Annotated in this window: 11 protein-coding genes and 1 pseudogene; 8 read left to right on the top strand and 4 right to left on the bottom strand. The window is 73.5% G+C overall.

Features of this window, described 5'->3' with window-relative positions; all coding sequences use genetic code 11:
• On the bottom strand, positions 1-895 hold an 895-nt coding region (locus MXD60_RS17570; RefSeq protein WP_283098536.1), incomplete at its 3' end, for a carboxyl transferase domain-containing protein.
• 258 nt (positions 896-1,153) lie between these two features.
• Here MXD60_RS17570 and MXD60_RS17565 point away from each other — a divergent pair.
• The 8 genes from MXD60_RS17565 to purH all read left to right on the top strand — a co-directional run bounded on the left by MXD60_RS17565 (position 1,154) and on the right by purH (position 11,883).
• Complete coding sequence (locus tag MXD60_RS17565) at positions 1,154-3,445, top strand: protein kinase domain-containing protein (RefSeq protein WP_248820397.1); 2,292 nt, start codon at positions 1,154-1,156, stop codon at positions 3,443-3,445.
• A gap of 446 nt (positions 3,446-3,891) precedes the next feature.
• Positions 3,892-5,058 (top strand): ADP-forming succinate--CoA ligase subunit beta, encoded by a 1,167-nt coding sequence (gene sucC / locus MXD60_RS17560; protein ID WP_248820396.1) that lies wholly within the window; start codon positions 3,892-3,894, stop codon positions 5,056-5,058.
• 24 nt (positions 5,059-5,082) lie between these two features.
• Complete coding sequence (gene sucD, locus MXD60_RS17555) at positions 5,083-5,955, top strand: succinate--CoA ligase subunit alpha (protein ID WP_248820395.1); 873 nt, start codon at positions 5,083-5,085, stop codon at positions 5,953-5,955.
• Between the two features lie 233 nt (positions 5,956-6,188).
• Complete coding sequence (locus tag MXD60_RS17550) at positions 6,189-7,013, top strand: hypothetical protein (protein WP_518468157.1); 825 nt, start codon at positions 6,189-6,191, stop codon at positions 7,011-7,013.
• Positions 7,014-7,238: 225 nt separating this feature from the next.
• The gene (locus MXD60_RS17545; RefSeq protein WP_248820393.1) at positions 7,239-8,705 is read left to right on the top strand and encodes a cell division protein PerM; all 1,467 of its coding nucleotides are present in this window, start codon (positions 7,239-7,241) and stop codon (positions 8,703-8,705) included.
• A 110-nt stretch (positions 8,706-8,815) separates the two neighbouring features.
• On the top strand, positions 8,816-9,355 hold the full coding sequence (locus tag MXD60_RS17540) for a helix-turn-helix domain-containing protein (protein WP_308222520.1): 540 nt from the start codon (positions 8,816-8,818) through the stop codon (positions 9,353-9,355).
• Between the two features lie 264 nt (positions 9,356-9,619).
• Complete coding sequence (purN, locus tag MXD60_RS17535) at positions 9,620-10,240, top strand: phosphoribosylglycinamide formyltransferase (protein ID WP_248820392.1); 621 nt, start codon at positions 9,620-9,622, stop codon at positions 10,238-10,240.
• The gene (purH, locus tag MXD60_RS17530; RefSeq protein WP_248820391.1) at positions 10,237-11,883 is read left to right on the top strand and encodes a bifunctional phosphoribosylaminoimidazolecarboxamide formyltransferase/IMP cyclohydrolase; all 1,647 of its coding nucleotides are present in this window, start codon (positions 10,237-10,239) and stop codon (positions 11,881-11,883) included. The genes purN and purH overlap by 4 nt, the downstream gene beginning before the upstream one ends.
• 53 nt (positions 11,884-11,936) lie before the next feature.
• On the opposite strand, the gene MXD60_RS17525 is transcribed toward purH, so the two are convergent.
• From MXD60_RS17525 to MXD60_RS17515, 3 genes and pseudogenes are all read right to left on the bottom strand, one after another.
• Positions 11,937-12,254: a hypothetical protein gene (locus MXD60_RS17525; RefSeq protein ID WP_248820390.1), complete on the bottom strand. Its 318-nt coding sequence runs from the start codon at positions 12,252-12,254 to the stop codon at positions 11,937-11,939.
• Positions 12,255-12,448: 194 nt separating this feature from the next.
• Positions 12,449-13,087: an FHA domain-containing protein gene (locus tag MXD60_RS17520; protein ID WP_248820389.1), complete on the bottom strand. Its 639-nt coding sequence runs from the start codon at positions 13,085-13,087 to the stop codon at positions 12,449-12,451.
• A 357-nt stretch (positions 13,088-13,444) separates the two neighbouring features.
• Positions 13,445-13,912, bottom strand: a pseudogene (locus tag MXD60_RS17515) (hypothetical protein); the annotation flags it as partial.

The raw sequence follows: 13,912 nt of genomic DNA, 5'->3' as shown, positions 1-13,912 counted from the left end.
GCAGCGCGCCGACCCGCGCGGCGACGCCGCGGTCGGCGCCCACGAGGTCGACGCCGTCCGGCAGCAGCGTCCGGACCAGGGTGGCGCCATCGGGCCGCGGGGCGGTCCTGGCCGTCTGGACCTGCTCCCAGCCGGACCGGGTGGTGCCGGTCTGAGCGGCACCCCGCGGCGGCGCCGGGGGGCGGGATGCGTCGCCGGCAGGGGCGGGGCTGGTCCCGCGGGTCGGGTGGTCCGGTCCGGAGAGCGCCAGCGCGGTCAGGGCGCGGCGCAGCCAGTCGGCGACGGTGGCCGGGCTGGGCATCGCGTCCACGAGCCCGGCCGCGAACGCCGAGGCGGCGTGGTGGCTGTCGGCGGGGGGCGGGGTGCCCGTCATCGCCTCGACCACGCGGGGGCCGGTGAAGCCCACCGTCGCCCCGGTGACCGCGCAGCGCAGGTCGCTGCGCGAGCCGATGGTCACCCAGACGCCGCCGGTGGTCGGCTGGTCGGCCACGGCGAGATGGCCGATCCCGGCATCGTCGAGCGCGGCCAGCGCCAGGGCTGCGCGGGGCAGCCCGACCAGGCCGGCGACGCCCTCCTGCAGTCGGGTGCCGCCGCTGCGTAGCAGGGAGACGAGCGGGCGCCGGGTCGCGAGCGCCGCGGCGGCGGCGGCCGCGAAGGCCGCGGCGTCCTCCTCACCGAAGCTGCCGCCGTGTACCGCGAAGTCCCACACCGCCGCGACGGCCGGAACCCCCACGATCACGCCGTCGCCCCACCTAAGAGCCGACCGTCCGTCGTAGTCCGGCCAGCCCAGGCGGTTGGTGGTCCGGTCGGCGGCCGGGCGCAGCGTGATGCCGGCGAGCAGCGGCGTGCGCCAGTCAGCGGCCGTGTCGGCGCCGGATCGGCTGTCACTGTTCATGTCCGCATCTTGCGGTCCGCGGGCGCCGGTGTGGCTGTGCCACCCGCTGCGGTGGCACAGGACACGCCGCGTCGAAGGGCTCACGCGACGCCTCGCGGGTGATGCTCAAACGATCCGTCGTCACCGATGGAGAGGCAATTATGTGACGTATTGTGCGGACTGCCTCCGGGTAGCGAGCGACATACCCTTTTGTTCACATCTCGCTGTGTGGGTGGGTGCGGACGCCGCACCCGCGAGAACAGCGGAGTGAGGAGAGTGATGCTCACACCGCTGCTGGAGGACGATCCCCGCCAGGTCGGCCCGTATCGGCTGCAGAACCGGATCGGCGCCGGCGGCATGGGCACCGTGTACCTCGGCTTCGCTCCGGACCAGCGCGCCGTCGCCGTCAAGGTGGCCGCCGAGGAACTCGCCGAGGACGCCGAGTTCCGTCGGCGCTTCGAACGGGAGGTCCACGCCGCGCTGCGGGTGCGGGGCCACGCGGTGGCCGCCGTGCTCGATGCCGACACCGACGCGCCGGCGCCCTGGATGGTCACCGAGTACGTCGAGGGCATCAGCCTGGCCGAGGCCGTCCGGGCCCGCGGCCGCCTCGAGCGACACCTCGTCCGGGGACTCGCGGTCGGGCTGGCCGACGCGCTCGTCGCCATCCATGCCGCTGGTGTGGTGCACCGCGACCTCAAGCCGTCCAACATCCTGTTGGCCTGGGACGGACCCAAGGTCATCGACTTCGGTGTCGCCCACCTCACCGACAGCAGCACCCTGACCCGCACCGGCCACGTGATCGGGACACTGGCCTGGATGTCGCCCGAGCAGATGCGCGGGGAGACCTCCGACTCCTCCGCGGACGTCTTCGCCTGGGCCAACTGCGTGACCTACGCGGCTACCGGCCGCCACCCGTTCCACGCCGACACCCCCGACCAGCTCGCGCTCCGCGTGCAGCGGGACACCCCTGACCTGAACGCGCTGCCCGCGTACCTGCTGACGGCGGTGTCGCGGGCGCTGTCCAAGACACCCTGGCAGCGGCCGACCGCCGCCGCTCTGCTCGCCGCCCTGGTCGGACGGGAGGTCGAGGGCGTCACCGAGGCCGACGCCGCCGCCGGCAACGTGCTCGAACAGACCTGGACCGGCGCCGGGCAGGCGGCCGCCGAGAGCGTGACCATGCTGCCCGGATCCGAGTCGTACGGCCCCGGCCCCGGCGATGGTGGCCGCGACGCCGCCGCCGCGGATGGCTGGTCACCGGTCGTGCACGGGCCCGGTCCAGCCCGGGCGCCATGGCCGGTCGGGACGCCGCCGCCCGCGGCCGCCTTCCGGCCCACGCTGCCGCCACCCACCCCGATTCCGCCCCCGCCGCCCCTGCCGAACTCCCGGCTGACGCCGTTGCCGCCGCACCCTTCGCAGCCACCCCGGCCCGTCCGGGCGCCGGAAGAGCCGGACGCCGCCCGCCCCACGAACCCGCCGGCGTCGGACTCGGTGGTGTCGCGCTGGAGCTACGACACCGACGACCCGGACCCGCGGGCCCCGGTCCGACATCGCCCCGCGCCCCGCCCCGGCCCCCAGCCGGCGGACGACGGCTGGGTGGACGACGGCTGGGCGGACGACGGCTGGGTGGAGGAGCGGGAGCGCCGCCCCACCGAGCGAACGACCACGGGAAGTACGACGTCCGCGGGAAGCCGGCCCGGGGAGGAGGCTGCCGGCCGGGACAACCCGGGCGAGGCGACGATCCGGCCGCCGGACCGGGCGCCGCAGTCGAGGCCGCCGCTTCCGTCGGCGTTTGCGGCGCGGGTCCGGCCCGCCGCCACCGCCGGCTCCGGCCCGGCCGAGGGATCGGGCCAGCCGGGCGCCACGGCCGAGCGGGCCGCCGCGGGCGGACCCACCGGGAGAGAGGCCCCGGCAGCGGCGGGCCAGGCCGGCGGGCCGACGTCGCTGTCGCACCCGCCAGTGCCCGCACGAGCCCGGACGCCCGCCCGGCGGCCCCCGCCGACCCGGAACACGACCGTGGCCCGGATCACTCCGGCGACCCGGGTGCCGCCGGCGGCGGAGGTTCGCCCGCCGACGCCGGTTCCGCGGGCCACCTCGGTACCCATGCCGGCGGCCCGGCGGCTGCCGTCTCCGCCGACGCGGGCCGCGTTGCCGCCCGCGCCGTCCAGGCCGGCGGCACCGGCCCCCGTCGCGGCGGGCAGGACGGTGCACCGCTCGGCGTCGGACACCGCCCCGCGGCCCGCGCCGGGCCCGCCGGGGGCGCCGCCGCCCGCGCGGCCGGGCGGGCCGGCCGGACTGCTGCGGGTGGAAGGCGGGCGGGCGGGGCGCTTCCCGCCCACCACGCCACCGGAGCGGGCGCTCAACGGCCGCGCACTGCTGTCGGTCGTCCTGGCCCTGGGTTGGCTGTTCGGAGTGGGTAGCGTGGCCGCCGTGGTCGTCGGCTCGGTGGCGCGGGCGCAGATCCGGCAGCACAACCAGCGGGGGAGGCGCCTCGCCACGATCGGGATCGGGCTGGGCTGGACCGGTATCGGGCTGACGGCCACCAGTCTGCTGGTCGTTCTGGCCCTACGCTGAATGCCGTACGTCCCGTGAAACAGCCGGAAGGCCGACCACGATCGGTGTTGTTGCCCTGTGATTTCCGGCATACCTTCGCCGGCTGATGCCGTGACTTCGGACACGCGGATTTCCGAAAGCGTCGACCGTGGTCACGCTCAGCGTTGTATCTCGTACGCGGGGGCGTGCCGTACCCGGGCGGTCGACAGGTCGACCCGAGCGATCTGCCACCTCATTTGTCCCGTATCGATGGGTCTGCCGAGGGTGTCAGATCTTCCGTGCACTGCGGATGGCACCTTTGGTGGGTCCTGCCAGCTCCGTGGGCGGCCGCCGCCGGCGTCGCTGGCCGACCGCCTCGGCGCTGCGCGTGACGCGCGCCGTAACCAGCTCGTCAGTAGGCTCTCAGGCGTTCTGTGCAGCCCTACTCAAACCCATCCCCGTTACGATCGCATCCGACTGGACGGACCGTGGATCTCTTCGAATACCAGGCGAAGAAGTTGTTCGCCGAACATGGCGTTCCGGTACCCACCGGGAAGACCGCGACCACTCCCGAGGAGGCGCGAGCGATCGCCACCGAACTCGGCGGCAAGGTGGTCGTCAAGGCTCAGGTCAAGGCCGGCGGCCGAGGCAAGGCCGGCGGCGTGAAGGTGGCTGACGGACCGGACGACGCCTTCGCGAAGGCGACGGCGATCCTCGGGATGGACATCAAGGGCCACACGGTCCACTCGGTGCTCGTCGAAGAGGCGAGCAACATCGCCGAGGAGTACTACGCCTCCTTCCTGCTGGACCGGGCCAACCGCACCTTCCTCGCCATGGCCTCCCGGGAGGGCGGCATGGAGATCGAGGAAGTGGCCGCCACCAACCCGGAGGCGCTGGCCCGCATCCCGATCGACCCGCTGACCGGTGTCGACGCCGCCAAGGCCCGCGAGATCGCGATCGCCGCGAAGCTTCCCGAGTCGGCGCTCGACGGTGCCAGCGAGCTGCTGGCCAAGCTGTGGACCGTCTTCGTGAAGTCGGACGCCACCCTGGTCGAGGTCAACCCGCTCATCCTGACCGCCGACGGCCGCGTCATCGCCCTCGACGGCAAGGTCAGCCTCGACGAGAACGCCGACTTCCGCCACCCCGAGAACGAGGCGTTCGTCGACGTCTCCATGGTGGACCCGCTGGAGCAGAGGGCCAAGGAGAAGGGCCTCAACTACGTCAAGCTCGAGGGCGAGGTCGGGATCATCGGAAACGGTGCCGGCCTGGTCATGTCGACGCTGGACGTGGTGACCTACGCGGGTGAGGAGTTCGGCGGCAAGCGCCCGGCGAACTTCCTCGACATCGGCGGCGGCGCGTCCGCCGAGGTGATGGCGAACGGCCTGTCGATCATCCTCGGTGACCCGTCGGTCAAGAGCGTCTTCGTCAACATCTTCGGTGGCATCACCTCGTGTGACGCCGTGGCCAACGGCATCATCCAGGCCCTGAAGATCGTCGGGGACGTCACCACCCCGCTGGTGGTGCGCCTTGACGGCAACAACGCCGAGGAAGGTCGTCGCATCCTCGCGGAGGCGAACCTCCCGGTGGTCAAGCCGGTCGACACGATGGACGGCGCGGCGAAGCTCGCTGCCGAGCTCGCCGCGGCTGCGGCCTGACCAGGGCGAAGGGAAAACAGACCGATGGCTATCTGGCTTGACGAGAACAGCCGGGTGGTGGTGCAGGGCATCACCGGCTCCGAAGGCGCGAAGCACACGAAGCGGATGCTGGCGGCGGGCACGAACGTCGTCGCCGGGGTCAACCCGCGCAAGGTCGGCCAGCAGGTCGAGGGCGTGCCGGTGTTCGGCTCCGTCGCCGACGCGATGGCGCAGGCCGGCGCGAACGTTTCGGTGATCTTCGTACCGCCGAAGTTCACGAAGGACGCGGCGATCGAGGCGATCGACGCGGCCATCGGGCTCGCGGTGGTCATCACCGAGGGCGTGCCGGTCCACGACACGACCGAGTTCTTCGCGTACAGCCAGTCCAAGGGCACGACCCGGATCATCGGGCCGAACTGTCCCGGCATCGCGAGCCCGGGCGTGTCCAACGCCGGCATCATCCCCGCGGACATCACCCCCGGCGGCCGCATCGGCCTGGTCAGCAAGAGCGGCACGCTGACCTACCAGATGATGTACGAGCTGCGCGAGTTCGGCTTCTCCACCTGCGTCGGCATCGGCGGTGACCCGGTCATCGGCACCACCCACATCGATGCGCTGGACGCCTTCCAGGCCGACCCGGGCACCGACGCGATCGTGATGATCGGTGAGATCGGCGGCGACGCGGAGGAACGGGCAGCGGCGCACATCGAGGCGCACGTCTCGAAGCCGGTCGTCGGCTACGTCGCCGGCTTCACCGCGCCGGAGGGCAAGACGATGGGCCACGCGGGCGCGATCGTGTCGGGATCCTCCGGCACCGCGCAGGCGAAGAAGGAGGCTCTGGAGAAGGCGGGCGTGCGGGTTGGCAAGACCCCGTCGGAGACCGCCCGGCTGATGGCTGACATTATGCGGTCGTTGTAGACCTGTCCGCCTGATGGGCTCCGAGGACTGCGGCGGCTCGTCAGGCGGATGGCGCAGGGGTCATGGGTTGTCGGGAATGAGGGATGCGGATGTCTTCCCTCATCTCCCGTCAACTGTCAGACTCCTGCCCCGGCGTGTCGGCGCGTGATGTCGATCGCCGACCGACCTGACGAAGTGGGGTTACCGTCGTGGCACAGATCGGCGGTCGTAACGTTGCGACCAATGACATCGGGGTGATCGCATCCGGTGCGGTCATGTTCATCGTGAGCTTCCTGCCGTGGTACTCGGTGAGCATCTCGTTTTTCGGGCGTAGCTCGAGTCTGCACCGTAACGGCTGGGGGCTCGGCTTCAACTCCTGGTTCCCGGTGTTGTTGGTCCTCGTGGTCGCCGGTCTGCTCGCCGCGCGGATTTTTGCGAACTTCACCATCCCGGACATCGGTCCGGTCTCGTGGTTGTGGGCGCTGCCGGGGGTCTCGGCGCTCGCCACAGTTCTCCTGCTCATCCGGTGGTACCGGTTCCCGAGCGTGCCGTCCGGCGTCGACGCCGGCCCGAGCGTCGGGTTCTACCTCGCGCTGATCGCCGCGATCGTGCAGACGGTCTTCGGGGTGCTCGCCGCGCTGGCGGCCGGAGCGCCCATCCCCGGCCGCGGCCGTCCCGGCGGTCCCGGCACCCCAACCGGCTGGCAGCCCGGCCAGGCGCCCTACGGCCAGCCCTACGGCCAGCAGCCGACGCCGGGCAACCCGGGTGGATACGGGCAGCAGCCCGGTTACGGCGGCCAGCCGCCGCAGGGCTACGGCCAGCCGCAGCCGGGGTACGGCCAGCCGCCGCAGGGCGGTGGCTACGGCCAGCCGCCCACCGGGGGTGGGTACGGCCAGCAGCCGGGTCAGGGTCAGCCGGGTCAGGGTCAGCCGCCGCAGGGCGGTGGCTATGGCCAGCCGCCCACCGGGGGTGGCTACGGCCAGCCGCAGCCGGGTTACGGTCAGCCGCCGCAGGGCGGAGGCTATGGCCAGCAGCAGCCGGGCTACGGCCAGCAGCCCCCGCCCGGGTATGGCCAGTAGCCGTTCCGGAAAGCGGTTTCGCGGCTGATCTCCACTGATCTCCGGTCGGGGTCGGCTCTCTTGGCCAGGTCGGCTCTCCCGGTCGGGTCAGCCGCCTGGCGGAGCCTGCCTCGCCCGCGGGTTCCGCTCGCCGTCCGACTGCCTGATCCACGCGCCCCCCGAGAGGGACGTTTCGGACGCGAGTGATTTCTCGGGCTTCGGACGGCGTGTTGTCCCGGATGGCGGGTGACCGCGTGCGAGCGTCCTACCGTGCCCGCCTTCCACCGTCCCGGGTCCGCCGGACCGTTGCTCGACCGCGTGTGGGCCCGGGCTGGCCGGCCGGCGGTGGCGGCGATCGCCGCGTCGGCCGCCGGCCTGGTGTTCATCGAGGTCGTCGTCCTGATCGTGTGGGGCGCGGACACCGGCTCCTCGACCGGGCCCGGCGCCGCGATGCGGGTAGGTGCCGATCTGTGGCTTGTCGCGCACGGCACCACCCTGCGGCTTTCTGCCGGGGTGATCTCCCTGCGGCCCCTGGGTCTCGCGTTGTTTCCGCTGGCCGCGGCGATGAGCGCGGCGCACCGGCGGGCCACCGCGGTGCCCGCCTGGACCGGCCCGCTGCCGGGGCGCCCCGGCGGTGTCCTGCTTGGCCGGACCGGCCCGTCCGCGCGGGACGGCGCCGATGCCGCGGACTCCGCGGTTCGCGCCGGCCCCGAGCGGCCGGGCGAGGGCGCGGCTGGCGGCCGGCGGCCGGGTCCACCGACCGGTGTTCCCTGGCGTGCGGTGGCGCTGGACGTCGTCGAGGTCGTCGTTGCCCAGACGTCGTTCGTGGTGCTGATCGCCCTGGTGGTGCGTTCCGGGCCGGCCCAGCCGGCGCCGCTGTCGGCCGCGATCGGTACGGTCGCGTTCGGCCTGCCCGCGGCGCTGCTCGGCGCCCTCGCCGGCCGGCATCGGCTGCGGGCCGCCTGGCGCACACTGCCGGGGTGGCTACGCACCCCTCTGTTGTGCGGGGCGGGTGCTTTCGCCGCCCTCGTCGCCGCTGCCTCCTTCGGGGTCGCGCTGGTCATCGCCGCGACGCTGCCCGAGGTCGCCGGGGCCGAACGGGCGCTCGACGTCGGCGTCCTCGGTGGGTTGGGGCTCGCCGCGACGCAGCTGGCCCTGGTGCCCAACCTGGTGCTGTGGGCGCTCTCCTACGCCCTCGGCCCAGGATTCCGCACCGGCCCCGGGCTGGTCCGGGCTGACGTCGTCCATCCTGGGACGGTGCCGGATCTGCCGATCCTCGCCGCCCTGCCCCCGAACGCGCTGCCGCGGCCCGGCTGGCCGCTGCTCCTGGTGGTGCCGATCGTCGCGGGCATCGTGTGCGGATTCATGGTGCATCGGGCGGCGGCGGGTGGCCGGTCGCGCGATCGGCTGACCGCCGTGCTGGTCGCGGGCGCCACCTGCGGGATTCTGGTGTGTCTCGCCTGCCAGGAGTCCCTCGGCCGGGTCGGCGGCGTCGAGGGGCACTACGGGCCGGCGGCCGCGTGGCAGTGCGGGCTGTTGGCCGGCGGTGAGGTCACGCTGGTCGGGCTGTTGCTGGTCGGTGGGATCGACCTGGCGACGAGACGGGCCGAACGGCCGTTTCTGGCCCAGGACGCGGAGCCGTCCTTCTGGCGTCGCCGGATGTCACTGCCCGCTTCCCGACGGACGGCGTGGACCTCCCGCCGGACCGACTGAGGCTGCCCGGGCTGGCAGCGGCCCGGCAGGCGCGGCGCGGCCGGCGACGGAAACTGTCGGAGCCGGCGATTACGGTGACCCCGTAGCGGATCATCCTCACGGAGGTCGTCGTGCCGGTCGCGGTCGCCCATATCCGAGTCGAGGCCAGCCACCTGCGCGAGCTGGGCTGGTCCTACCGCCGCATCGCCCGCCGGTTGCAGCGGCGGCATCGTCTCGGCGCGCTGGTGGCGTTCCGGCTCGCGCACGGCTGGACGCAGGAGGAGGCGGCCCGTCAGTGGAACGAGCGTTGGCCGGCGGCCGGCTCGGCCAAGACCGGCAAGACCTGGTCGTACTGGGAGAGCTGGCCGGCGAAGGGCGGGCGGGCTCCGTCGGCGGCCGTGCTGTCGCGGCTCGCCGAGCTGTATCTGTGTCGACCGGGTGATCTGCTGGACGGACCCGATTTCGGCGAGCTCGATCCTGGCGTGGACGGCGGCGTCGAGGGCGGGCAGCCGGCGGCCTGCCGATGCCCGTCCGGCGACGAGGACGGATGCGCCGGTCTGCTGTCGGTGGCGGCGGCGCTGGCCTCGCCCTGGACGCCCGACCGGCCGTCCGCGGCGGAGATCGAGGAACGGCTGGCCGGGCTGGTTGCCGGCTGGGTGCCGGCGGCGTGAGCCGCCCGGTGACCTCCCGGACCGCGAACCGTGCATGCACCCGGGTCGGCGTGGGACGGTGGAGCCTGGCGGACAGGGGCGTACAGGGCGGGCGTTGCCAGTACAGTCGGACCCGTCACCATCGCTGGCCTGCGCCCGTGGCCTCGGGCGCGTCGGCGGTTGCGGGTCGCCGTCGGTCGGCGCCCGCCGACGGATCTTCGATGTTCGCGGGCCGCGGGCGTCGTCCGGTGCGGTTACGCCCAGTTTTGGTTACGGAGTGTGGTTGTGTCTGCTCGCATCGTAGTTCTCGCCTCCGGGGCGGGAACCACCCTGCAGGCGATCCTCGACGCCGCCGGAGATCCCGGGTTCGGCGCGACCGTCGTGGCGGTCGGAACCGATCGGGACGGCACCGGCGCGGGGCAGCGGGCGGCGGCTGCCGGCATCCCGGTCTTCACCGAGCGGCTCGAGGACCATCCCGACCGCGACGCCTTCAACGTCGCGACCGCGGCGCGGGTCGCCGCGTTCGAGCCCGACCTGCTCGTGCTCGCGGGCTACATGAAGATCCTCAGCGCGCGCGTCATCGGCCGCTTCCCGACCATCAACACCCATCCGTCGCTGCTGCCCGCCTTCCCGGGGGCGACCGCGGTGCGCGACGCGCTGGCGGCCGGCGTGAAGGTCAGCGGCGTGACGGTGCACTGGGTCGACGAGGGGGTCGACACGGGGCCGATCATCGCTCAGGCGGCGGTCCCGGTCGAGACGGGCGACACCGAGCAGGCGCTGCGGGCGCGGATCCAGGCGGTCGAGCGCGGGCTGTTCGTCGCGACGATCGCCCAGATCGTTCGTTCGGGGGGCGCGCCGGGCGAGCAACAGGTACCGGCAGATGTTCACGTCCAGGAGGAAGCATGACGTCATCGGGCGAAGCCGTGGCCAGCCAGGGCGAAGCCGCCCACGGAGCCGATCCGGCGGAGGTGATCCCCACCGGCCGGCGGCCGCTGCGCCGGGCACTGGTCAGTGTCTACGACAAGAGCGGTCTGGACGTGCTCGCCGAGGCGTTCCTGGCGGCCGGGGTCGAGGTGGTCTCGACCGGCTCCACCGCCGAGGTGCTGGCCCGGCATGGCCTGCCGGTGACGCCGGTCAGCACGGTGACCGGCTTCCCGGAGGTGCTCGGCGGCCGGGTGAAGACGCTGCACCCCAGGGTGCACGCCGGCCTGCTCGCCGACCTGCGCAACGCCGAGCACGCCGCGGTGCTGGCCGATCTCGACATCGCGCCGTTCGACCTGGTCGTGGTGAACCTGTACCCGTTCGCCGCCACGGTCGCCGCGGGCGCCAGCGAGGACGAGGCGGTCGAGCAGATCGACATCGGCGGCCCCACGATGATCCGCGCGGCCGCGAAGAACCACGCGTCGGTCGCCGTCGTGGTCTCGCCGGAGGACTACGCCGGGCTGGCGGAGGCCGTCCGCGGCCCGGGCTACGACCTGTCAGCCCGGCGCCGTCTCGCGGCGAAGGCGTTCGCGCACACCGCCGCCTACGACGTGGCGGTGTCCTCGTGGTTCGCCAGCGCCGTCGCCCCCGACGAGATCGCCCGGGAGACCGGCTGGCCCGATGTGCTCTCCGCCCAGTGGCACCGGGCCGACGTGCTGCGCTACGGCGAGAACCCGCACCAGCGGGCCGCCCTGTACGTCGAGACCGGCGCGGACCGGACCGCGGGCCTCGCCACCGCGCACCAGCTGCACGGCAAGCAGATGTCGTACAACAACTACACCGACACCGACGCGGCCCGGCGGGCCGTCTACGACTTCAGCGAGCCGGCCGTCGCGGTGATCAAGCACGCGAACCCCTGCGGCATCGCGGTCGGCACGACGATCGCCGAGGCCCACCGCAAGGCGCATGCCTGCGACCCGGTCTCGGCGTTCGGCGGGGTGATCGCGACGAACCGGCCGGTCACCGTGGAGCTCGCCGAGCAGATCGCCGAGATCTTCACCGAGGTCGTCGTGGCGCCGGCGTACGAGCCCGGCGCCGTCGAGATCCTCTCCCGCAAGCCCTCCATCCGGCTGCTGGAGTGCCCGGCGCCGCCGCACCAGCGGGGGGTGGAACTGCGGCAGATCAGCGGCGGCCTGCTGCTCCAGTCGCGGGACGCGGTCGAGGAACCGGGCGACGAGCCGACCGGTTGGACCCTGGAGGCGGGCGCGCCCGCCGACGACGCGCTGCTGGCGGACCTGCGCTTCGCCTGGCGTGCGGTGCGGTCGGTCAAGTCCAACGCGATACTTCTCGCCAGCGACGGCGCGACCGTCGGCGTCGGCATGGGGCAGGTCAACCGGGTCGACGCGGCGCGTCTCGCGGTGACCCGCGCGGCCGATCGGGCGAAGGGCGCGGTCGCGGCGAGCGACGCCTACTTCCCCTTCCCCGACGGTTTCGAGGTGCTCGCGGAGGCCGGGGTGCGGGCAGTCGTCGAACCGGGCGGGTCCGTGCGCGACGAACTCGTCATCGCCGCCGCCCGGGAGGCCGGGGTGACGCTCTACTTCAGCGGAGTTCGCCACTTCGCGCACTGAGTTGGGCGCACCGGGCCGGACCTGCCGATCGGTTTCCGGCCCGGTGCCCGAACTCAGGCGTTTGCGCTCGCCTCCGCGGCCGCTGAGCCGCGCCGGCTTCCGGAGCTGCCGTTCGCGGTCGTCGCCGGGGCGGGAGCCGGGGCCTGACCGCCGGGCGTGTCGGTCGTGGGCACGTACCGCTGCGCAACCCAGTCGAGGGCGTCACGCCAGCTCTCGCCGTAAAGGACCGAGATACGGTCGGCCGTCTGGCGAGCCAGTGCCTGGACGAAGACGCGGTCATCGCTGTCCAGGTGTCGGGCGTCACCGAAGGTTTCCCAGGCCCTGAACATCAGTTCCTGGAGCTTCTTGCTGTGAGGCGAATCGTCTGCCACGTCGAGCTTCCTCTCTTTGGGCACCGCGGCCGGAAGTCTGCCCTAAGGGTGCACGACGTGCACAGTTGGGGGTGTTGTGGATTGTGTTCCCGGTGTGCCCGAACAGGTCAGGTCCCCGATGCCGGATCGGCATGTGATATAGGTCCCCGTCCGCAGGTGGGCAGGCTCGGCGCCGCCCCGGAACAGCGCGAGAATCAGGACGGCTGGACTGACTCCACGGGGTCCGCGCGCACGATTCCCAGCCGCAGCACCTCGTTCGCCAGCCGGCCGCGCCGGTTCGGCCCCGGCGGGATGTCGAACTTGCGGTAGAGGCGAAGCAGGTGCTGCTTCACCGCACCCTCGGTGACGACCAGATCCTGCGCCAGCTGCCGGGTCGACAGCGGGATGACGAAGGTCCCGGGTGCCCCGGCGGGTCGGGACAGTGCCCGCAGCACATCCCACTCCCGGCGGGTGAGGTCGGGGGGATCCGGCATCCGCAGCTCGGCGGTGAGGTCCCGCTCGGGCAGGTGCGGCGCCGCGGGGGAGATGGTGAGCTCGATGAGCGGCCGGGTGTCATGGAGCCGGACGCCCGCGGCACCGAACCGGATGACGTCGCCGTGATGGAGGATCCGTCGTCCGACCGGGCGGCCGTTGACCCGTGTGCCGTTGCGGGACAGTCCCTGGTCCCACACATAGAGGTACGGGCCCCTACGCACGATCTCGGCGTGCAGGCGGGAAACGCTGGGATCGGCAAGTGGTACGTCGACCCCTGGTCCGCGACCCACCGTGGTGACCTCCGAACGCAGGAGGAAGACCTCGCCGGTGATCTCGATCCGCAGACTCGCCCTGTCCACTGTCGTCGACCTCGCTTTCGTCCATCCGACATCCGGTCGGCCACGCCGCCGGAACAGTCCCCTTTGCTCGTGGGGGGTTGCCTTTGGGCGATGGTCCCCTGCCGTGGCCCAGTAACACCCGACCTGGGGACGAACTGCGCGGTGCGCGCGGGCCGCACCGCGCGGGCCGCGACGTCGTCACCGGGACGACCGGCGGTCTACCGCCTGTTCGCGAGCAGGGTCATGCTGGTGGGACAGGGCCATGCTGGCCGGCCAGTGACGTGCTGGTTGGATGGTGTCGCTGCACCGTCCTGCCGTGCGGCCGGGCCCGTCGGAGACGGCGACGCGCCCTTGGCACGGCTGGCCTGTCCACGACGATCATGATCGGCGGCGGAGGTGGGTGGGGTGTCCGACGCGGGCCGCCGGCCCGGCCATCGTCGGCCGGACTCCGGTCGCCGGGTGCCGCCCGACGGCAGGGCTGACAGCAGCCAGCCCGGTATCGGCGCGCCCGGTGTCACCCAACCCGGTGTCACCCAACCCGGCGCCGGCCAGCCCGGTGTTGGCCGGCCCGGTGTTGGCCGGCCCGGTGTCGGCGGCTGGCAGACGCCTGCCGGGGGAGGCACCGGCGGCGAGGATCGCGCGACCGAACCGGTCCGGACGTCCCGCCCGCGGCGCTCGCCCGCCGCAGCGCCACCGCCCGGCACCGAACACCCACGCGTGTGGCCGCAGGCCCACCCCGGCCCACCACCGCCGCCCTTCCCCGCGGGGCGCCGCCCGGCGCCCCCGGCCCCCCCCGCGGACGCCCCCCCGCCCCCCGCCCCCCCCCCCGGCCGCGCGCGGGCGGGG

It is taken from the genome of Frankia sp. AgB32, from assembly GCF_023243045.1.
Classification (GTDB): domain Bacteria; phylum Actinomycetota; class Actinomycetes; order Frankiales; family Frankiaceae; genus Frankia.
This window is presented reverse-complemented; position numbering and strand designations above follow the sequence as displayed.